19 protein-coding genes and 2 pseudogenes are annotated in these 20,643 nt (G+C 41.9%); 4 read left to right on the top strand and 17 right to left on the bottom strand.

The window, feature by feature from the left end; all coding sequences use genetic code 11:
• Positions 1–368: 368 nt before the first annotated feature.
• Complete coding sequence (gene guaA / locus BUB05_RS03425; protein ID WP_073047134.1) at positions 369–1,901, bottom strand: glutamine-hydrolyzing GMP synthase; 1,533 nt, start codon at positions 1,899–1,901, stop codon at positions 369–371.
• 16 nt (positions 1,902–1,917) lie between these two features.
• Positions 1,918–3,375, bottom strand: coding sequence for an IMP dehydrogenase (gene guaB, locus BUB05_RS03420; RefSeq protein ID WP_073047131.1), 1,458 nt, complete (start codon positions 3,373–3,375; stop codon positions 1,918–1,920).
• Between the two features lie 211 nt (positions 3,376–3,586).
• Here guaB and BUB05_RS03415 point away from each other — a divergent pair, with 211 nt between their 5' ends.
• Positions 3,587–4,411, top strand: a complete 825-nt coding sequence (locus BUB05_RS03415) for a DegV family protein (protein ID WP_073047128.1) — start codon at positions 3,587–3,589, stop codon at positions 4,409–4,411.
• A gap of 73 nt (positions 4,412–4,484) precedes the next feature.
• On the opposite strand, the gene BUB05_RS03410 is transcribed toward BUB05_RS03415, so the two are convergent.
• The 9 genes and pseudogenes from BUB05_RS03410 to BUB05_RS03370 form a co-directional block, all read right to left on the bottom strand.
• A complete protein-coding gene (locus BUB05_RS03410) occupies positions 4,485–4,655 on the bottom strand; it encodes a DUF362 domain-containing protein (RefSeq protein WP_073047125.1) in 171 nt (56 codons plus the stop codon).
• Positions 4,656–5,162: 507 nt separating this feature from the next.
• Positions 5,163–5,996: pseudogene (locus BUB05_RS18830) on the bottom strand (PSP1 domain-containing protein); the annotation flags it as partial.
• Entirely contained in the window at positions 5,989–6,987 is a 999-nt protein-coding gene (holB, locus tag BUB05_RS03400) for a DNA polymerase III subunit delta' (RefSeq protein WP_094762679.1), read from the bottom strand. The pseudogene BUB05_RS18830 and the gene holB, both read right to left, overlap by 8 nt.
• A gap of 11 nt (positions 6,988–6,998) precedes the next feature.
• Positions 6,999–7,331 (bottom strand): cyclic-di-AMP receptor, encoded by a 333-nt coding sequence (locus BUB05_RS03395; protein ID WP_073047119.1) that lies wholly within the window; start codon positions 7,329–7,331, stop codon positions 6,999–7,001.
• 13 nt (positions 7,332–7,344) lie between these two features.
• A complete protein-coding gene (tmk, locus tag BUB05_RS03390) occupies positions 7,345–7,962 on the bottom strand; it encodes a dTMP kinase (protein ID WP_073047116.1) in 618 nt (205 codons plus the stop codon).
• 18 nt (positions 7,963–7,980) lie between these two features.
• On the bottom strand, positions 7,981–9,408 hold the full coding sequence (locus tag BUB05_RS03385) for an aminotransferase class I/II-fold pyridoxal phosphate-dependent enzyme (protein ID WP_073047113.1): 1,428 nt from the start codon (positions 9,406–9,408) through the stop codon (positions 7,981–7,983).
• Positions 9,405–9,902: a hypothetical protein gene (locus tag BUB05_RS03380; protein ID WP_073047110.1), complete on the bottom strand. Its 498-nt coding sequence runs from the start codon at positions 9,900–9,902 to the stop codon at positions 9,405–9,407. The genes BUB05_RS03385 and BUB05_RS03380 overlap by 4 nt, the downstream gene beginning before the upstream one ends.
• On the bottom strand, positions 9,902–10,108 hold the full coding sequence (locus BUB05_RS03375; protein WP_073047107.1) for a hypothetical protein: 207 nt from the start codon (positions 10,106–10,108) through the stop codon (positions 9,902–9,904). The genes BUB05_RS03380 and BUB05_RS03375 overlap by 1 nt, the downstream gene beginning before the upstream one ends.
• A gap of 64 nt (positions 10,109–10,172) precedes the next feature.
• Positions 10,173–11,078, bottom strand: a complete 906-nt coding sequence (locus BUB05_RS03370; RefSeq protein WP_073047104.1) for a DMT family transporter — start codon at positions 11,076–11,078, stop codon at positions 10,173–10,175.
• A 211-nt stretch (positions 11,079–11,289) separates the two neighbouring features.
• Between BUB05_RS03370 and BUB05_RS03365 the strand changes: the two genes are divergently transcribed.
• Complete coding sequence (locus BUB05_RS03365) at positions 11,290–12,597, top strand: YjiH family protein (RefSeq protein ID WP_073047101.1); 1,308 nt, start codon at positions 11,290–11,292, stop codon at positions 12,595–12,597.
• 189 nt (positions 12,598–12,786) lie between these two features.
• Positions 12,787–13,881, top strand: a pseudogene (locus BUB05_RS03360) (DEAD/DEAH box helicase); the annotation flags it as partial.
• 345 nt (positions 13,882–14,226) lie between these two features.
• Here BUB05_RS03360 and BUB05_RS03355 read toward each other — a convergent pair.
• A complete protein-coding gene (locus BUB05_RS03355; protein ID WP_073047094.1) occupies positions 14,227–14,598 on the bottom strand; it encodes an iron-sulfur cluster assembly scaffold protein in 372 nt (123 codons plus the stop codon).
• A 529-nt stretch (positions 14,599–15,127) separates the two neighbouring features.
• Here BUB05_RS03355 and BUB05_RS03350 point away from each other — a divergent pair.
• The gene (locus BUB05_RS03350) at positions 15,128–16,432 is read left to right on the top strand and encodes a cation:proton antiporter (RefSeq protein ID WP_073047091.1); all 1,305 of its coding nucleotides are present in this window, start codon (positions 15,128–15,130) and stop codon (positions 16,430–16,432) included.
• Between the two features lie 32 nt (positions 16,433–16,464).
• On the opposite strand, the gene BUB05_RS03345 is transcribed toward BUB05_RS03350, so the two are convergent.
• From BUB05_RS03345 to modB, 5 genes are all read right to left on the bottom strand, one after another.
• Positions 16,465–17,655 carry a glycine C-acetyltransferase gene (locus BUB05_RS03345; RefSeq protein ID WP_073047087.1) on the bottom strand — a complete coding sequence of 397 codons (1,191 nt, stop codon included), beginning with the start codon at positions 17,653–17,655 and terminating at the stop codon, positions 16,465–16,467.
• 9 nt (positions 17,656–17,664) lie between these two features.
• On the bottom strand, positions 17,665–18,690 hold the full coding sequence (tdh, locus tag BUB05_RS03340) for an L-threonine 3-dehydrogenase (protein ID WP_073047222.1): 1,026 nt from the start codon (positions 18,688–18,690) through the stop codon (positions 17,665–17,667).
• 234 nt (positions 18,691–18,924) lie between these two features.
• Positions 18,925–19,176, bottom strand: coding sequence for a zinc ribbon domain-containing protein (locus BUB05_RS03335; protein WP_073047084.1), 252 nt, complete (start codon positions 19,174–19,176; stop codon positions 18,925–18,927).
• Between the two features lie 64 nt (positions 19,177–19,240).
• Entirely contained in the window at positions 19,241–19,909 is a 669-nt protein-coding gene (locus BUB05_RS03330; RefSeq protein WP_073047081.1) for an ATP-binding cassette domain-containing protein, read from the bottom strand.
• Between the two features lie 16 nt (positions 19,910–19,925).
• On the bottom strand, positions 19,926–20,600 hold the full coding sequence (gene modB, locus BUB05_RS03325; protein ID WP_073047077.1) for a molybdate ABC transporter permease subunit: 675 nt from the start codon (positions 20,598–20,600) through the stop codon (positions 19,926–19,928).
• Between the last annotated feature and the right edge of the window lie 43 nt (positions 20,601–20,643).

Below are 20,643 nucleotides of genomic sequence, written 5' to 3'. Positions count from 1 at the left end.
TGGAATAAATGCGGGCTTTTCCCCACACAAAAAGCACTGAAGTCCAGTGCTCATGTTTTTATTTTTTCGGGACATTTTCTAAAATGCTTGACAATATGTAAAGCATAAATGAACATTTGCCGAAAAAATTTTTATAAAAAACTCTCAAAATCAGTTTTACTTATTTTGATGTTTTTTTGATTCAAGAAAGCACTACGCTGAGTTAAATGCGTAAGCAGATAAATGAGCAAGCATTTATCAAGAGGTCGCAGAAAGTTTCCTTATAAGTGTAATACCAACGTTTCAAGGGATTATACATTTTCAACTTTCTCAGACTGTAAAAAATCCACGAAACCCATTGATTACAATAGGTTCGTGGATTCTCTCTACTATTCCCACTCGATAGTTGACGGTGGCTTCGAAGTGATGTCGTAAACTATCCTGTTTACGTGGTCAACTTCGTTTACAATTCTGTTTGATATCTTTTCAAGTACTTCGTGAGGAATCCTCGCCCAGTCGGAGGTCATTCCGTCGGTACTTGTTACGGCCCTTAGGGCTATGGTGTGTGAGTATGTTCTTTCATCTCCCATTACGCCAACGCTTCTGATGTTTGGAAGACATGCGAAATACTGCCATATCTGGTTCTGCAGACCGGCCTTCTTGATTTCATCTCTGAATACGAAGTCCGCTTCCCTTACAATCTCAAGCTTGTCCGGTGTTATCTCGCCGAGAACCCTTATTGCAAGTCCAGGTCCCGGGAAGGGCTGTCTTTCAACAAGCTCGTTTGAGATTCCAAGCTCTCTGCCAACCTGTCTTACTTCGTCCTTGAAAAGCTGTCTCAACGGCTCAAGAAGTTCGAAATCAACATCCTCCGGAAGTCCTCCAACGTTGTGGTGGCTCTTGATCACTGCTGCTGTGTCAGTACCGCTTTCTATTACGTCAGGGTATATTGTTCCCTGAACAAGGTAGTCGATGTGTCCGAATTCTTCCTTGAGTCTATTCTTCTCTTCCTCGAAGACCCTGATGAACTCTTCTCCTATTATCTTTCTCTTCTTCTCCGGATCAGATACTCCCTCGAGCTTTCCTAGGAACCTGTCCTGTGCATTTACCCTTATGAGGTTCATGTCGAACTCGTCCCTGAAGACATGCTCAACCTGGTCTCCCTCGTCCTTCCTTAGAAGGCCGTGGTCAACGAATACGCAAACAAGGTTCTTTCCTATTGCCTTGTGTACAAGAACAGCTGCCACAGAGGAATCCACCCCGCCGGACAGTGCACAAAGTGCCTTTTTGTCGCCTACAAGGTCCTTTATTGCCTTTATTTGCTCTTCGGCATAGTTACCCATATCCCATGAGGATTCCTCGCCGCATACGCCGTGTACAAAGTTGTTAAGTACTTCTCTTCCTCTTTCAGTATGCTCTACCTCGGGATGGAACTGTACCGCATATATGTTTCTTTCAGTGTTTTCCATTGCAGCAACAGGGCAGGTGTCAGAGCTTGCTGTAACCTCGAATCCTTCAGGAAGCTGCTCTATATAATCCGTATGGCTCATCCAGCATTTTGTGCTCTTGTCAATGCCAGTGAAAAGCTTGCTGTCCGAATTCATGTCCAGCTCTATTCTTCCGTATTCCCTTGATGATGCCCTTGTTACCTTTCCGCCAAAGGTCTGAGCTATGAACTGACCTCCGTAGCAGATTCCGAGTATCGGAAGTCCAAGTTCGAATATTTCAGGAAGAGCCTTCGGTGCGTTTTCTTCATACACGCTTGCAGGTCCTCCCGAAAGTATCAATCCGCTTGGATTCTTTTCCTTGATTTTTTCTATTGAAATGCTGTAAGGCACTATTTCACAATAAACCTTTGCTTCTCTTACTCTTCTGGCAATCAGCTGGCTGTACTGAGCACCAAAGTCTAATATTAGTATCATATTCTTTCTCCTATTATCAGCTGCTTACGCTGTAGTTTGAAGCTTCCTTGGTAATCTGTATATCATGGGGGTGGCTCTCCTTAAGACCTGCTCCTGTTATCTTGACAAATCTTGCATCAGTCTTAAGAGCTTCAATGCTTGTTGTTCCACAGTATCCCATGCCGGCTTTCAGACCTCCAACCATCTGATAGATAACCTCTCCTATAGGCCCCTTGAATGGTACCCTTCCTTCAACGCCTTCCGGAACGAACTTCTTGGCATCGTCCTGGAAATATCTGTCCTTGCTTCCCTGGTTCATGGCACCTTCGGAGCCCATTCCCCTGTATACCTTGAATCTTCTTCCCTGGAAAAGCACAGTCTCTCCAGGACTCTCCTCTGTACCTGCAAACATGGATCCCATCATTACAACGTTGGCTCCAGCTGCAATTGCCTTCGGGATGTCTCCAGTGTACTTTACTCCGCCATCAGCTATGATAGGCAGTCCGTACTTCTTCGCTTCCTCTGCACAGTTGTATATCGCTGTAAGCTGAGGTACGCCGACACCTGCCACGACCCTTGTTGTACATATTGATCCAGGTCCTATACCAACCTTGATGCAGTCTGCTCCCGCTTCTGCAAGAGCCTTTACCGCCGCTGCAGTAGCCACGTTTCCTGCTATTACCTGAAGGTCGGGATATACTTCCTTTATCTTCTTCACTGCATTTATTACGCCTGATGAATGTCCATGGGCGGTATCAACGGCTATTACGTCAACCTTTGCCTTCACAAGCGCCTCGATCCTCTCCATCATATCGACTGTCACACCTACTCCCGCTCCTGCTAGAAGTCTACCGTTTGAATCCTTTGCAGAATTGGGGTATTTGATTGTCTTTTCTATGTCCTTGATTGTAATGAGACCTGCAAGGGTTCCGTCTTCCTTCATTAAAGGAAGCTTTTCAATTCTGTGCTTCGACATGATTTGAAGAGCTTCTTCCATATCTATGCCTTCCTTTGCCGTAATGAGTCCTTCGCTTGTCATGGCATCCTTGATTTTCTTGGAAAAATCCTTCTCGAATCTTACATCCCTGTTTGTGATTATTCCTATGAGTTTCTGGTTGTCATCTACAATAGGCACTCCTGATATTCTGTATCTGCTCATGAGTTCCAGTGCATCTTCAACTATATGGTCTTCCGACAGGTAAAAGGGATCAGTGATTACTCCGTGTTCAGATCTTTTTACCTTGTCCACTTCCATGGCCTGTGCTTCAATTGACATGTTTTTGTGGATTATTCCTATTCCACCTTCCCTTGCCATAGCTATAGCCATTTTTGCTTCAGTTACAGTATCCATGCTTGCCGACATAAGAGGTATGTTCAGCTTTATTTTTTTTGTCAGATACGTACTCACGTCAACATCCCTAGGCAGCACGTCCGACTTTGCAGGTACCAACAGTACGTCATCAAATGTGTATCCAGTTTCTAAAATCTTTTCCATTGCAGCTCCTCTCAAATATTAAATAATCCAAAAATGATTATGCGATATATATTGTAATTTTATATAACCTATCAAAAAAAATATGCTATGTCAACACATATATCATATTATATATCATAAATTGTTAAAAAACATTTATATTTTTATATTTTTAATGAATTTAACAATTTAACTGTTATAATAATAGTAGATTAAAAAGAAAGGATAATTTATGGATAGAAAAATAATTGTAGACAGCTGTACAGATGTCAATGACAAAATCAAAGACTACTTCGAAACGGTGCCGCTTAAGATAATAATTGACAATGAAGAGATTATCGACAATGATCTTGATACAAATTTTCTCCTCAACAAGATCAAGGGCAGCCTGACCTTGAAAACCGCCTGTCCTTCACCTGGTGAGTATTATGACGCTTTCATAAAAAACAAGGAGAATTTTGTCGTAACCCTTTCAAGTAAGTTAAGCGGCTCCTACAACAGCGCCATAACTGCATGTGAAATGATCAGGGACAATTCAATAGACTCCTTTGTCCATGTATTCGACTCCAGGTCGGCTTCTTCTGCGCAATCAATGATAAGCGTAAAGATAAAGGAACTTATGGATCTGAACCATACAAGGGAAGAAATCGTCAGCATCACATCCAATTATGTAAAAAAGCTCAAGACCCTGTTCATCCTTGAATCCTACGACCATCTCCTAAAGGCCGGAAGGCTCAGCAAGGTAAAGGCATCTCTGGCTACATTCCTGCAGATTTGTCCAATCATGAGCGCCAACGATGAAGGAGAGATAATAGCCCTCGACAAGGTGCGAGGCAAGAAGAAAGCCTTCAACAGGCTTGTGGAAATGATAGGAGAAGAGGATGTTGACTATGAAAACACAATTCTTGGCATCACTCATGTCAACGCTCTTGAAAAGGCTCAGAGTCTCAAGGAAGACATACTTAAGAAATATCCCTTCAAGGAAATCCTGATATTTGAAGCCCGTGGCATCAGCACTGTATATGCAGACGACGGAGGGATAGTTGTAGCATTTTAACTGCATTCGCAATTTTTTCTTACAAAAAATGAAAAAAAGTTCTCGAAAGAGAACTTTTTTGGTTTACATTAGATTAAACTTGAACAGGTGCTTCTACAGGACATACGCTAGCGCATGCTCCACAGTCAATACAAGCAGCCTCATCTATTACATAGATATCGTCTCCTGCACTGATGCAACCTACTGGACATTCTGCCTCACAAGCTCCACAGCTAATGCAAGCATCATTAATTTTATAAGCCATCACTACACCTCCTTAATTGAAGCTAAATAAACTCTACATTATTTTACCACTGATGTCAATTTATTTAAAGTAAAATTATTGTTGTTTTTCACTGTTTTCAGGTTTTTCCTTCTTTTCCTGTCTGTCCCTGTTGTCATTCCTGTCTTTTCTGTATCTGCTTTTCTTGTTGGACCTGCCTTTCCTTTCCGGTCTTTCCTTCTTTTCCAACCCTTCTTTTTTGTCCTGACTTTGCTGCTCTTGCTTATTTTGTTGTTTGGGTTGTCTCGGACGTTTCTGCTGCTTCGGCTGCTTGCCCCTATCGTCCTGCTTTTGGGGCTGGTCTTGTTTCTCGGACACATCCTTATTTTCCTGTCCTTCCTTCACTTCGACCTTGTTCTTGCTTTGCTTTCCTTTTCTATATCTGTCCTTCCTGTCCTGGTCTTTCCTTCCCTGTCCTTCCTTTTTGCCGTCCTTGTTTTGCCTGTCAGGCTTTCCAGTATTCTTTGGACTCGGTTCGGATCTGTCATATCCCTTGTCGCCTTTTTTAAGCTTCTTAACATCCTCTTCTTCAAAATCCTCTATCTCGTCAATATCGCCTCTATCAGAGCTTCTTTTTATCCTTACCTTAACCTTTGAAAGAAGGGGATTTATCCTTATTACATCACCTATGCCGTTTGGTGTCTCCACCCTGTCTCCAATTTTGGGAAGACGGTCAAGATTTTCTTCGTAAAGGTCCTTTTCATAGTTTAGACAGCACATAAGTCTTGAACATATTCCTGATATCTTTGTAGGATTAAGGGAAAGGCTCTGTTCCTTTGCCATCTTTATGGATACCGGTGCAAAATCACCCAGGAAGCTGGAACAGCACAAGGGTCTCCCACATGGTCCAAGACCTCCTATCATCTTGGCTTCGTCCCTTACTCCTATCTGCCTCAGCTCTATCCTTGTCTTGAATATGGATGCAAGATCCTTTACAAGCTCTCTGAAATCAACCCTTCCTTCGGCTGTGAAATAGAATATGACCTTGTTGTTGTCAAATGTATATTCAACATCCACAAGCTTCATTTCAAGCTTATGCTCTTCAATTTTTTCCATGCATGTAACAAATGCCTTCTGCTCATTCCTCTTGTTCCTGGCATTTTTTTCAATATCGTCCTTGGTTGCAACCCGCAGGACCTTCTTAAGGGGCTGAATCACTTCTTCTTCACTTATCAGTTTGGGGCCTACCACTGCGGAACCGAATTCTATTCCTCTTGCAGTCTCCACTATTACATCATCATCCTTCTTGACAAGTTTGCTGTCAGGATCGAAATAATATATCTTTCCGGCTTTCTTAAACCTTACTCCTACTACGCTAATCATGCTTTACCTCCTGTATTCCGAATAGCATGTTGTCTATTGCCAATTTATAGTTCACGTTGCTCTTTACATCATCATATGTATTCTGAAACAATTCATACATTTCAGAACACCTTTTCCCGTCAGTCTTTCCAGACTGCTTCTCTATCAGGCTCATCCTGTCTATATTTATAATCTGGTCCACCGCCCCTACCTTGTAGAAGGAAAGGTCCCTGAACCATATCATGAGTATTTCCAAAATGTCATCTATATCATCTTTGTGCTTGTCAAAGTATTTTTCGTATTCAAAAACTATTGATTTTCCGCTTTTCAATATATCGTCAACCATATCGACAATTTCTCCCCTGAGCTGAAGTATATTCACTTCCTCCCGGAGAATATTTACCGCCCTCTGCACTATCCCCTTTGAATATCCCGTTATGAGCCCTGCCATTTGACTCTCTACGCCGTATTCCTCCATGAGTATCCTTTTCACTTCCCTGTCGCTTATCCTGTCAAGCTTTATGGTCTGGCACCTTGATACAATGGTTTGAATAATGAGGCTCTGATTTAGGGTGATGAGAATTATGACAGTATCCTCAGGAGGCTCCTCCAATGTCTTCAGAAAGGTGTTTGACGCCTGTACGGTCATCTTTTGGGCATCATTGATGATTATTACCTTTCTTCTGCTTTCATAGGGCTTTACATAGACGATTTCCTGGATTTCATCCACATCCTGCCTTTTTATGGAATTTTCACTGTAATCCATTACATGGATATCCGGGTGACTGCCCGCCATTGCCTTTATGCAGGAACTGCAGACTCCGCAGGGGTAGTCGTTTCTTTCGGTACACAGTATTGTCTGTGCAAATACTTCTGCAAGCCTGAGTTTTCCTGTTCCCTTTGGCCCTTCAAATATGTACCCATGTGAAATACTATCACTTTTCGTGATATCCATCAAATGTTTTTTTATTTTGTCCTGACCTATTACCTCGTCATAGCCCAATCCATCCATTAAAAAATCACCTACATTTTTTCAAATTTATCCACGTCAAGGACGAAAACCGTCGCTCCCCCTATAAGAACTTCTATCGACCTGGGTATGTATCCGCTTGTTGCCGTATACGCACTTGGCAGAGTAGCGGATGTATGCTTCTTCCTTGTCTGACAGTTTGCTCTGACTATGTCAAGGACCTCGTCCACCTTTTCCTTTTCAACACCTATCAACAGTGTTGTGTTCCCTGAGCTTAAAAAGCCTCCCGTCGAAGCAAGCTTGGTAAGTCCGAAATCCTTGTCCCTAAGTTCCGAAGACACCTTGTTTGCATCCTCATCCTGTATAACCGCAACTACAAGTTTCATTGCATCCTCCTGTCTAGATTATCTTTTCCAGTTCACTGATCACATTTTTAAATACCTGTTCCTTGTCAACAGATGCATCAACCACCTTGATTTCCGGAGATATCTTTATTATCTCCTTGTAGCCCTTATATACATCCATATGGAAGGATATATGCTCGTTTTCAAGCCTGTCTCCGCCATCTATGTCTGTCTTCCTCTTAAGGGCAACTTCGGGATTGATATCAAGAAAAAGTACAAGGTCTGGATATGTACCGCCGATAGCAAATTCATTTATCTCCCTTATCTTCTCCACTCCCAGCTTTCTGCCTATTCCCTGGTAGACAAGGCTTGAATGGTAGAATCTTTCACATATGACTGTTTTACCCGATTCTATGAGCGGTCTTATCTTTTCTGCAACATGCTGGGCTCTTGAAGCCGCATAGAGCAATGCCTCAGTAGTATCCGCCATCTCCTTGTGGTCGCAGTCAAGTATTATATCCCTTATTTTCTCACTGATGGGAGTACCACCGGGTTCCCTTGAAAATTCTATGCTGTGTCCCTTTTTTTCCAAATAATCTGCTATGAGCCTTGCCACTGTGCTTTTCCCTGCCCCATCCGGCCCTTCAAGCACTATAAAAAGTCCTTTATTCATAAACACTCCTGTATTTTGCTATATCTTTATTATTTTTATCTTTCCTTCTTCCAGACCCATAACTTCAATGCCGGATTTTGAAATCTTAATTATCCTTTCAACCAACTGTCCCGTTATCTTTTCTCCGGGACATAGCAGAGGTATTCCCGGCGGATAAGGTGTTATATGGCATCCACAGATTTCCCCTACGGCATCAATAATATCCACAGAAGTCTTTTCCGAATAGAAGGCCTTCCTCATGTTCATTGCCATTTCCGGGCATTCCATGGTGCATGGCATGCTTGCTTCATCTTCACTACCGGTTTTTTCATCATCTGCAGTCATGCCGTATTTCAAAACCATGTCATTGACAGCAGCAAAGAGCCTTTCAATGTCATAGGCACCGTCACAGGCTGTCATGAAGGCATTTACATAGTTCGTGTCTGCCATTTCCACCTGTACATTGTATTCTTTTCTAAGAATCGATTCTGCCCTGCCTCCATCCACTCCTATTTCAGAAGTCTTGAAGAGAAGTCTTGTATCGTCGAAGTCATGGACTCCCCTTTTTATGAAATAATCCCTCTTCCTGAATATCCTGCCGGCATTTTCATATCTGTCCGCCATTTTGTCCACACAGTCCATGTTAGCTTTAAGCCTGCTGCTTCCTTCCCTGTCCATCAAGTCAACTGATGCTTCAATGGATGCCATCATAAGATATGAAGGGCTTGAAGTAAGGAGCATGGATATCATGTCGGATACACCCTCAACATGTTTTTCATCCCTGATATGAAGGAGGGATGACTGGGTCAGTGACGGCAAAGTCTTGTGGGTACTTTGGACTACAATGTCCGCACCCGCATCAAGGGCCGAACACGGAAGACTGTCGCAAAATCTCAAGTGACTTCCATGTGCCTCGTCCACTATTAGTATCCTGTCGTATCTGTGCACCGTTTCAGCTATTTTTTCCATATCGCAGCATATGCCGAAGTACGTAGGATACGTCAGCACAACTGCCTTGATTTTCTCATCCGCCCTTATGGATTCTTCCAGACCGGCAAGATCCTCTATCCATGAAAGACCCGACTCCTCATCGCATTTCGGCATCAGGTATACGGGATTCAAGTCTCCCAGTATCATTGCATTGTATACGGACTTGTGGCAGTTTCTGTCGACCAGAATGCTGTCACCGGGCTTTGTCACTCCAAGTATTGCACTTTGAAGGGATGAAGTGCTGCCGTTTGTTGAAATCAAAGTTTTGTATGACCCGTAAACCCCTGATATGTCCTCCAACAGATCCTTTATTACACCTGTAGGCTTGTGGAGATTGTCCAGTCCGTCAACCTCCGTAACGTCGTTTCCCAACACAAAAACTTCCTCCAGACAGGAAGAAATGCCCTTGTGTCCGGGCATATGGAATCTGGCTGTCCCTGCTTCTCTGTATTTTTTCAGCTCTTCTCCAAGCTTCATGAAGTCGTCACCTTTCTGTCAAGTATCCTCATTACCCTCTCGCTGGGAGCAAACACAAATCTGTAAAGCTTTCCATCCCTTCTATATTCACCGAACTTGCAGTTTTCGTCGGCTTCGCTGTATATGAAATAATATGTATTGTTGACTTCAGCATTGGGCTTCATTTCACTGATGGGCAGTACCCTGTCTATTTCCTTGAACTTCACGTCAAGTATGATATTGTCCTTCTTTCCTATCCTTTTCACAAAAGCTATATGCTTGTCTGCTATCATATAGACATAGACGGAAATGATCCTTTCAACAATGAGAAAGATAATTATCCCAAAAACAACAACCAGTCCTATGCTGACGAAATTCCTGTATCCTCCAAGCTTGTTTGTCAGGGTAATCAAAATGTTTAAAATCAATATGGAAGCAAATCCCGCAATAGTAAAAAACATGGTGGATTTACCTTTTTTCTGCAAAACTTCCTTTACGGAATAATCCTTGTTCATTATAGCCTCCTGCTGTATTTATCAAAGTAGTTGTCAGTATACTTCTGAACTCTCTTCGCTATAATCTTTCTTTCCTTCTGTTTTTCCAGCAACTTCTTTCTTCTCTTCTCACCGTCGGCAGCAGAAGATATGAGTTCCACAAAGAGAACAAACATGAATGAAATTATGAGAAAAACAAAAATTCCTAAAACCACATAACTTAGCATAAATGGTGCTCCTAATACAATATTATCCACTTATTATACAACATCTTCCTTAATATATAAAGATTTATTGCATTCCTTCTGCTCTGACCGCCTTGTCTTCACTTTTTTTCTCTATGAAGGAAATGAATATCACCGCAGCAATAATGACCGCCGCTCCAATTCCGCTTCTAAAAGTGAAGGATTCCCCAAGTAGCAACACTCCGACCACTATGCTTGTGAGAGGCTCGAAAGTACTCAATACGGCTGCCGTTGGAGAAGATACATAGTTCAGTCCTGATTTGAACAGCGCCATGACAAATATTGATAATACGGACAATGCCAAAACATCTGCATATCCGACATATGTTATGTCAAAATTGAGATTACCTGTAGCAAATGCAAACGCCGCAATAAAGAATATATTGAACACTGCCAGATAATATACGAGAACAAAGGAGTTCATCTCCCTGATTCTTCCATGTGACGCCCTCAGTATATATGCTGCATACAATACTCCCGACAGCAAGGCAAGAATAACTCCGGGAAGATTCAGCGCTACGCTCCCCTTTTCAACTGACAGCAAAAATATTCCAACCATGGCAATGATTACAGCAGCCGCTTTCTCAAGAGTCAGTTTTTCTCTGTAGAAAACAGTTGATCCTAAAAGAACAGCAGCTGGATAGATAAAATGCAAGGTCGTGGCAATCCCCGTCGGTATTAGTGCATAAGAACTGACCACGGCCAGCATCATGAGTCCGTAGCAGAAAAAACTGACAGCTGCCAGTTCCCAGAAAAACTCCTTGCCAATTCTGTAGTCTATTTTCTTGATCCTCATATAGGGGACCAGTATTGCTGCAGCAAACATACATCTGAAAAGAATCAATGTATATGCATTGAATCCGTTACTGAAACCCACTTTGGAAAAAAACGGCAGAAAGCCCATTCCCGCTGTAGCCACAATAATCATGAATATGCCTCTTATTTTATTCATATTTTTCTCCATCATTCAATCAATATTGACTTTCCTAAACTCCAACACAATTATACATTTCATGAAGACTCATAGTCAATGAAATACTTTGTCACAGTTATTTGTATCCTGTCTATTGATAATTGACAGTGGGTACTGTATACTTAGCCGTGAAAACATTAAAGAAACGATACCAATACACAACACTAAGCTGATTATACAAGGAGACACCATGGAAAAGAAAAATGCACAGAAGAACCTTACAAAATCCATAAGCCTCACTGTACTTGGACTTATCATATTCACAATGCGATTTCCGGGTTCCCAGGACACAATACTGCTAAAGATCATCCACACAATACAGGGATGGCTGTCGCCGCATTATTCAACGATAGTGCTGATCTTCATGCTGGGCGTATGCGCCCTTACATTGGATGTAAAGCTGTTCAGGCCTTCATCCATAGGAAGAAGCCAATTCATAAGGAAAAATTTCAACGTGAGCAATTTTCAGGTCTTATTTCGCCTTACAGCCCTGGCATTCACCATTGTTTTCATATTCTTGGATTCACCGGCCTTTGGATTTCTCAACATAGCAAGTGGTGAAATAATAATCATGAGCGGAAGCATGCTTGTTTTCATAACAGTGGCCAACCTTTTTCTGCCCCTTTTGAGTGATTTCGGACTTGCAGAATTCCTGGGAGTATTGCTGGACAGATTCATCAAACCTGTTTTCAAGGTGCCCGGGAACTCCATTATAAACATATTCACGGCATTTTTCATTGGATCCACCATGGGAATGTATCTTACAGGGGCACAATATGAAAAGAAGCTTTTTTCCAGGCGAGAAGCCATGAGAATAATCTCGGCACTTGTAGTGCCTTCAATTCCTACAGCAATGATTTATTGGTCTCTTGTAGGGGATATGTCATACTTCTTCAAGTTTTATACCCTTACGTTCCTGACATTCTACACCCTTGGACTGATTATGGTTCGAATACCGCCGCTTTCCAGGCTGGATGATGCAAAGACTGAAAAAAGAAGCGAATCATCAGGTGAAGGAAAACTCAAACGGGCACTGGATAATGCAGCAGAAAAGGCAGGAGCCACGAATTACTCCCTGAAAGAAAACCTTATTTCAATACTGGGTATATTCCTGTCCTTTATACCATTTCTCATATCACTGGGGACAATTGCAAACATCATAATTGAAAATACAGGCATATTTGAAATCGCCACCATGCCATACGGATGGTATCTGAGTCTCTTCGGATTTGAAAACCCCTTCCTTCTTGGGCAGACTCTGATACTCAACTGCATAGACCTGGTGATGCCTGCAATAATACTTAAGGACCTGGCATCTGTAAATACACAGATAATTATGGCTGTAATCACGCTTAACCAGCTCATATATATAGCCTCCTCACTGATAATACTGTCCTTTGACAAGCTGTCGGACGGAAAGACACTGGTGCTGCTCTTTCTTGAAAGGGTAATCCTTGCAGTTCCTTTAACTGTGTTTTGGGCCATGGTGCTTTTATAGCTTATAAAGCAGCTGTGGTGCATCGTTCTTACAAGCAAAAAAACCATTTGTACTATGCTGTAATATTATGATATACTTAACAGATTTCATAAAACACATATAAGCTAAAATTCTCAGGGCATCGAACCCTTTGAATTTTCGGTCAGTCGGAAAGCCTCGACTGATAAATAAGAATAATAAGGAAATAAAATGAATAAATTCAAAAAATTCGGATTAAATGAAAACCTCATAAACAACCTGAGCAACCAGGGGATAAACACACCCACCCAGGTACAGGAACAAACAATTCCAAAGATATTGAAAAAAATGGATGTACTGGCGGAAGCACAGACGGGGACGGGAAAAACTCTGGCCTTCCTTCTACCCATGTTTCAGAAATTCGACACTGATTCAAGGAATATCCAGGGACTTGTAATAACCCCTACCAGGGAGCTTGCCCTTCAGATTACAGAAGAGGCCGGAAAACTTGCTGTAAACACCGATGTGAGGATACTTTCAGTTTATGGAGGTCAGGACATAAACTCACAGCTGAGAAAGCTCCGGAATGATGTCACCCTTGTAATAGCCACACCTGGAAGGCTTCTCGACCACCTGAACAGAAAGACAATAAACATAGACAATCTGACAACCCTTGTACTTGATGAAGCAGACCAGATGCTCCACATAGGTTTCAAGGACGAAGTTGAAACGATATTAAAGAAAACCAACAAGAACAAGCAGATGCTTTGCTTCTCTGCGACACTTGATTCAAGGGTGAAAAGAATAGCATACAAGTTCATGAACGACCCTGTGGAAGTTGCGGTACAAAAGAAAAGCATCACCCTTGATGCCATAAGGCAGAAGGTGATCAGATGTTCGGACAGGCACAAGGAAGAAGCCCTCTTCAATGAATTCGACAAGACGAATCCATTCATGGCAATAATTTTCTGCAGAACAAAAAGACGTGCAGATGCACTTGAAGCACACATGACGGAGAAGAAATATCTCTGCAACAAGCTCCACGGCGACATGACCCAGAATGCAAGGCAGAAGGTTATGAAATCCTTCAGGGACTGTAAATATCAGTACCTCATAGCCACTGATGTAGCTTCAAGAGGCCTCGACATAAGCGGGGTTACCCATATCTACAACTATGATGTGCCTGAAAGCCCCGAAACCTATATACACAGGATCGGTCGTACAGGAAGAATGGGAGAAACCGGCATAGCGGTCACCTTCCTTACTCCAAAGGACAGGCTTCTTATGAACAGCATTGAAAAGGAAATCAGAATGAAGCTTCCAAAGGAAGACTACAAGAACGGATATTCAAGCGATGAAGGAAAGATTTCCGTATCCGGCCACCGAAGGAAACATGATGGCGACGAAAAACTTGACTGGGACAGAAGTTCCAGTGAAGAAGGCAAGCAGGGACATCGCAGAAATCCAAGGAAAAGTGCCAGCAAGAGATCGGGAAAGAACAGAAGGGACAACAAGAATTCGCCCTATTTCAAGAAAAATCCCAAGGATCAGGCTACAAAAAAGTCCCGGAAGAAAAACTCCAGGGACGCATAGATGATCATCTCTCCAAACAAGGTTTCAACTACAAGCGCAGAAAGAGCCATAATTCAGGCCTTTCTGTGCTTTTTCAATTTACTCTTCCCTTCTTTTTGAATAGTCGGCTACCGCCTTCTTCAGGGCAAGGGCACCGAGCACGGAACAATGCAGTTTTTCTTCCGGCAAGCCTCCAAGAGCTTCTGTGATGTCATCTTCAGTTATTGCGAATGCCGCCATGACATGCTTGCCCTTTGCAAGAACAGTAGTCATGCTGCTTGATGCAATGGCTGCAGTACATCCCTGTACCTGAAACTTTATATCAGTTATTATATAATTCTCCACTTTTATGAAAATCTTCAAATTGTCCCCGCATTCAGGATCTCCTGCAAAACCCACTCCGCTTGCATCCTCTATGAACCCCACATTCCTCGGATTCTTGAAATGGTCTATTACTATATCTGTATACATGGCTTCCTCCTAGTTTTAAACCGTTACCCAGTTGAGTTAATTCATATGATATAAATATATAGATACTTCAACTGTATACTTTATATTATATGAATTAGCACGAAACTTGTTGCGGGTTAAAACTTCCTTAATTTTAAAAACATAACCCAGTTGAGTCAATTCATATGATATAAATATATAGATGCTTAAACTGTATACTTTATATTATCTGATTGAATTGATCCACATGTAGTTTTTTACCACCATAAATATACATCAAACAACTCCAATAATCAAGTATATGTCTTTTTTTCATAGTTACACAATCCACTCCGCAAATACTGCCGCATTACAAAAAAAAATTGTTTTTTTCAAAAAGATAACGTTTTTTTTACAGAAAACCATTTGACAAGACATACCTATAGTGCTAGAATTCAATATTATAATCATTTAGTTTGTTTTAAGCGCATAATTTCTAGCTGTTTTTTATAAAAGCTCCAAATTTCACTTAAACAAAGATATAAAAAACAATTAGAAGAGGTATAATAAAATGAATGAATTCACTTGCCTGGGAATAGCTGTTATCGTAGGACTTCTTGCGGGAAAGGCTATTAACAAGTTGAAAATTCCCAGCGTAGCAGGCTATATAATAGCAGGCCTCCTACTAGGAATATCCGGATTGAATATTACAAACACTGAACTTTTGGACAAACTGTCCTTCATCAGTGATTTTGCATTGGGGATAATCGCATTCAATATTGGAAGCGAATTTGAAATCCCCCTGATAAAGAGACTTGGAAAATCAATATTCATTATAGCATTTTTTGAATCCTTTATAGCCTTCGCCCTCGTAACAGGAGCGCTGCTTCTGCTGGGTCAAAGCACAGCAAACGCACTTGTTCTTGGAGCCGTAGCCGCAGCCACTGCACCTGCGGCAACAACAATGGTGCTGAAAGAGCTTAAGGCAAAAGGATCTCTGACATCGACGCTCCTTGGAGTTGTAGCAGTAGACGATGCAATATGTCTTATGATATTTTCAGTTTCATCTGCAATTGCCAAGGTCTTCATAAAGAATGAGGCTCTTACGGTGACAAAAGTCTTTCTCCATCCACTTATGGAAATTGTGCTTTCACTGATTGCAGGAGCTATAATAGGATTATGTCTATCCTATGTACTGAACAAGGAAAGAAGAAGTGTAGATGTACTTTCATACATTCTGGGAGCAATACTGCTGCTAATAGGAATCACCACAGCCTTCCATCTTTCTGCTCTGCTTTCTGCAATGGCAATGGGAGTCATGGTGGCGAATCTTGTTCCGGACAACAGATATGCGTTTGAACAGATTGAAACATTCTCAACCCCTATAGTATCAATATTCTTCATCCTGGCGGGCTCAAGGCTTAACATTTCAATGATACCTCAGCTGGGTCTTGTTGGAGTTGTATACTTTGCCGTAAGGATCATAGGAAAGACTGCAGGTGCATCTCTTGGAGCAGTCATAGCAAAGTCATCAAAAACAGTCAGGAAATATATCGGAATGGGTCTTTACTCCCAGGTAGGGGTTGCAGTTGGTCTTGCAATAAGCGTCAGCCGTGAATTTGCAGGAACAGACCTTGGAGACATCGTTATAACCATTCTCCTTGCAACTACAATACTTACAGAAGTTATCGGACCTGTTGCCACAAAGACAGCCATAATAAATGCAGGAGAAAGCCAGCTGCACAAGCCCAAGGTTGCCCCTGAATCTTCAGATAATAAAAAGAACGCCTCTTCCAAAAATATAAAAACCGGAAGCAATTCATTTGATAAGTGGAAAGAAAATAATGAAGCCAAGAAAAAAAATGCCGCAAATTAATGCGGCATTCTTTTGTTATATGAATTTCAATCCTATATTCCCAGTTCTTCCTTAACTTCCTTGAAAGCATTCAAGGCAAATTCCAGATCCTCAATGCTATGAGCTGCAGATATCTGTGTCCTTATCCTGGCCTTGCCCTTTGGAACTACGGGATAATAAAAACCTATTACATAGACACCCTTTTCGAGAAGCATCTCTGACATTTTCTGTGACAAGACGGCATCGCCAAGCATGATGGGCACGATTGGGTGTACACCGTCAATTATGTCGAAACCGAGTTTTTTGATATTATCCCTGAAATATTTTGTATTTTCTTCAAGCTTGTCCCTGTATTCGGTGCTTTCAGTCAGCATCTCAAGGACCTTGAGAGATGCATTTGCTATGGCAGGTGCAAGTGTATTTGAAAAGAGATATGGTCTTGACCTTTGTCTGAGAAGGTCTATTATTTCCTTTCTCCCACTTGTATATCCTCCACTTGCGCCTCCAAGAGCCTTTCCAAGAGTTCCTGTAATGATATCAACCCTGTCCATTACATCATTGTATTCGTGGGTTCCTCTTCCTTTCTTGCCGACGAATCCCACTGCATGACTATCATCCACCATTACAAGAGCATCATATTTGTCTGCAAGGTCGCAAATGCCCTTCAAGTCTGCAATTATACCGTCCATGGAGAAAACTCCGTCAGTAGCTATAAGCTTAACTTCCGCTCCGTCCTTGTCTGCCTGCTTAAGCTGTTCTTCAAGATCCTCCATATTGTTGTTTTTGTACCTGTATCTCTTGGCCTTGCACAGCCTGACGCCGTCTATAATGCTTGCATGGTTGAGTTCATCGCTAATGACCGCGTCGTTTTCAGTCAGGATTGTTTCAAAAAGACCTCCGTTTGCATCGAAACATGAAGAGTAGAGAATAGTATCCTCCATTCCAAGAAATTCCGAAAGCTTGTTTTCAAGGGCCTTGTGTACTGACTGTGTCCCGCAGATGAACCTGACGGAGGAAAGTCCGTATCCCCAGTCGTCGTAACTTTTCTTTGCTGCATTTCTTACTTCCTCGTTGTTAGCCAGTCCAAGATAGTTGTTTGCACACATGTTGAGTACACCGCTAACCTTGTCCGTATCTATCCTGCTTTTCTGGGGAGATACTATTATTCTCTCCTCTTTCCACAAACCGCTTTCCCTGATTTCATTAAGCTTTCCTTCATACACCTTCCTGATATTCTTATACATTCCTTCCTCCTATTCCCATTCCAGTATCACTTTGCCTGACTGTCCGCTTCTCATGGCTTCAAATCCCTTTTCGTAGTCGGTATAGTGAAAATGGTGGGTTATTATTGATGAAACATCCATACCTGTCTGAAGCATGGAATTCATCTTGTACCATGTCTCATACATTTCTCTTCCGTATATTCCCTTTATTTGAAGTCCGTTGAATACTATCTTGTTCCAATCAATGACAGTACCCTCGGCTTGTATTCCAAGCATGGCTATCTTGCCACCGTGTACCATCAAGTCTATCATATCATTGAAGGCACTTCCATTTCCAGACATTTCCAGACCTACATCAAATCCTTCAGCCATGTCAAGCTCATTCAAAACATCCGACAGCTTTTCCTTTGTAACATCTACAACCCTGTCTGCACCCATCTTCTTGGCAAGTGCAAGCCTGTATGGATTGACATCGGATACCACAATGAACCTTGCTCCCGCATGCCTGGCAATTGCCACCGCCATTGCACCTATGGGACCCGCTCCTGTTATCAGCACGTCTTCTCCCAGAAGGTCAAAGGACAAGGCTGTATGTGCCGCATTTCCAAGAGGGTCGAATATGCTTATTATATCTTCGGGAATATTCCCATGAGGCACCCATATATTAGATGCTGGTAGGGCAACATATTCAGAAAATATCCCCGTCCTGTTGACACCTACACCCTGGGTATCCTTGCAAAGGTGCCTCCTTCCCGCAAGACAGTTTCTGCACTTGCCACAGACAATATGCCCTTCGCCTGAAACTATATCCCCCACATGCAGATCCACTACCCCCTGTCCAAGTTCAACTATTTCTCCAACAAACTCATGTCCTATGGTCATTGGAACCGGTATGGTTTCCTGAGACCACTTATCCCAATTGTATATGTGTACATCCGTACCGCATATGGCAGTCTTGTGAATCTTGACCATCACTTCTCCATACTTCAAACTTGGAATATCCACTTTTTCAAGCCACAATCCGGGTTTCCTGTACTTTTTGACAAGAGCATCCATTTTTCCATTCATACAACAATCACCTCAATTTATATTTGAAAACATCAATAACAAATCCTTTCAATAATATAATACCCTATATTTGTTTTTAAATCAAGTACAGATTTCCATTGTGTTCGTAACCCAGATACACAAAGTGGACTAATCTCATAGGATACAATAGAAGCGCAGTCCTGCCAGAAATCATATCCTGGCAAGACTGCGCCCGCTTCATGAAAAACTATTATGACTACATTATTTCCAACGCTTAAGTTTCTTGATTTGGCTGGTGTACAAACTCTGCTTGATCTTGCCCATTCCCTTTTCAGCCAACTTACCCTTTACGAATTCGACCATCTGCGATGCTTCTGTGAAATCATCTTTGAATTCGCCATTTTCATAACAGTAACTACAATACATATCATTCTTTGTACCGTCCTTGTTGGTTCCGCCCTTTTCAGGGTCCTGGTCCATAGGCATGCCGCAACTTTGACAAAATTTTTCCATATTCGCACCTCCATTTGTTACGTTTATACCCTAAAATCCTATTTAGTATGCGAAATGGGAAAGCCTATTTGACAAGCCGGCTCTTTCTTGCGGATATATCATAGATGCAGGAACCTTCCTTTATGTTCACTATCCTGTCACCCAACACCTTTGCTTCATGGGGGTCGTGGGTGACTAGTATCACTCCTATATCAAGGGAGTTTTTCAATTCAAGAAACTCGTCATAGAGGGTGGACTTGATTTTTACGTCAAGGGAGCTGAAGGGCTCATCCATAAGGAGAATGTGAGGTTTGGTAGCCAAGGCCCTTGCAAGGGCGGTCCTTTGCTTTTCTCCTCCGGAGATGCAATTGGATTTCCTGTCCTTCAGATGGCTTATCCCGAATATATCCATAAGTTTGCGAACGTAGTCAAGATCCTCCCTCTTTCTTTTGTCAACGCCGAAGAGAATATTCTCGAAAACCGTCATATGGGGAAACAATGCAAAATTCTGAAAGACATAACTAATATTCCTGTCCCTTGCAGGGTAGTCTATTTTATTTCTTGAAGAATATACTATTTCATCGTCTATTCTTATGATGCCGCTATCGGGCTTGTCAAGGCCTGCAATACAGTTCAGGACTGTAGTCTTTCCTGACCCGGAGGGGCCCTTCAGTACAAGAACCTCTTTGTTCAAGTCAAAATTGACATCGAGGTCAAAATAGAACAGATTCTTTTTAATTTCTACATTTATCATTCCCTCACCTCCGCTTCTAGAATTCTACAAGATTGTAGTTTTTCTTCTTAAGCCATATATTCAGGCCAAACACCAGCAGGAAGCTGAAAACAACCTCAATGCCAAGCAATGTATTGGCAACTGCCGTATTTCCATTTTCCACTGCAAAATACAGCGCTGTCGGAATAGTCTGGGTTTTTCCGGGAATATTTCCGGCAACCATAAGGGTTGCTCCGAATTCCCCTAGAGCCCTTGCAAAGGACAAAATTATGCCGCTGACTATTCCAGGCCATGCAAGAGGAAGGACAACCTTCCAGAATATTTTTCTTTCAGAAGCCTTCATGGTCCTTGCAGCATTAATATAGCACTGGTCTATATTTATGAGTGCAGCCTTGCAGCTCTGATACATTAGAGGAAGGGATACTATGATTGCCGCTATGCAGGCGGCAACAGGAGTGAATATTATGGTCGAACCAAAAATACTATAGAATAGTTTTCCTAAAAACATTCTCCTTCCCATAAATATGAGGAGTGCATACCCGGTTATTGTTGGAGGCATAACCATGGGAAGAATAATCATAACTTCCAGTATCCCTTTACCTCTAAAGTTGTTGTTTGTAAATATTCTTGCAAAGAACAATCCCAGCGCAAATGTGAAGATTGTCGATATAAAAGCGATTTTAAATGAAAACAAAATCAAGTCAGCAACCATAATGAATCTCCTTTCAAATTAACTTTCTTTTGCTTTACGGGCT

Origin of the sequence: Dethiosulfatibacter aminovorans DSM 17477 (assembly GCF_900142005.1) — a bacterium.
Taxonomy (GTDB): Bacteria; Bacillota; Clostridia; order Tissierellales; family Dethiosulfatibacteraceae; genus Dethiosulfatibacter; species Dethiosulfatibacter aminovorans.
Note: the sequence above shows the minus strand (reverse complement) of the source record. Positions and strands in the feature narration are given on the sequence as shown.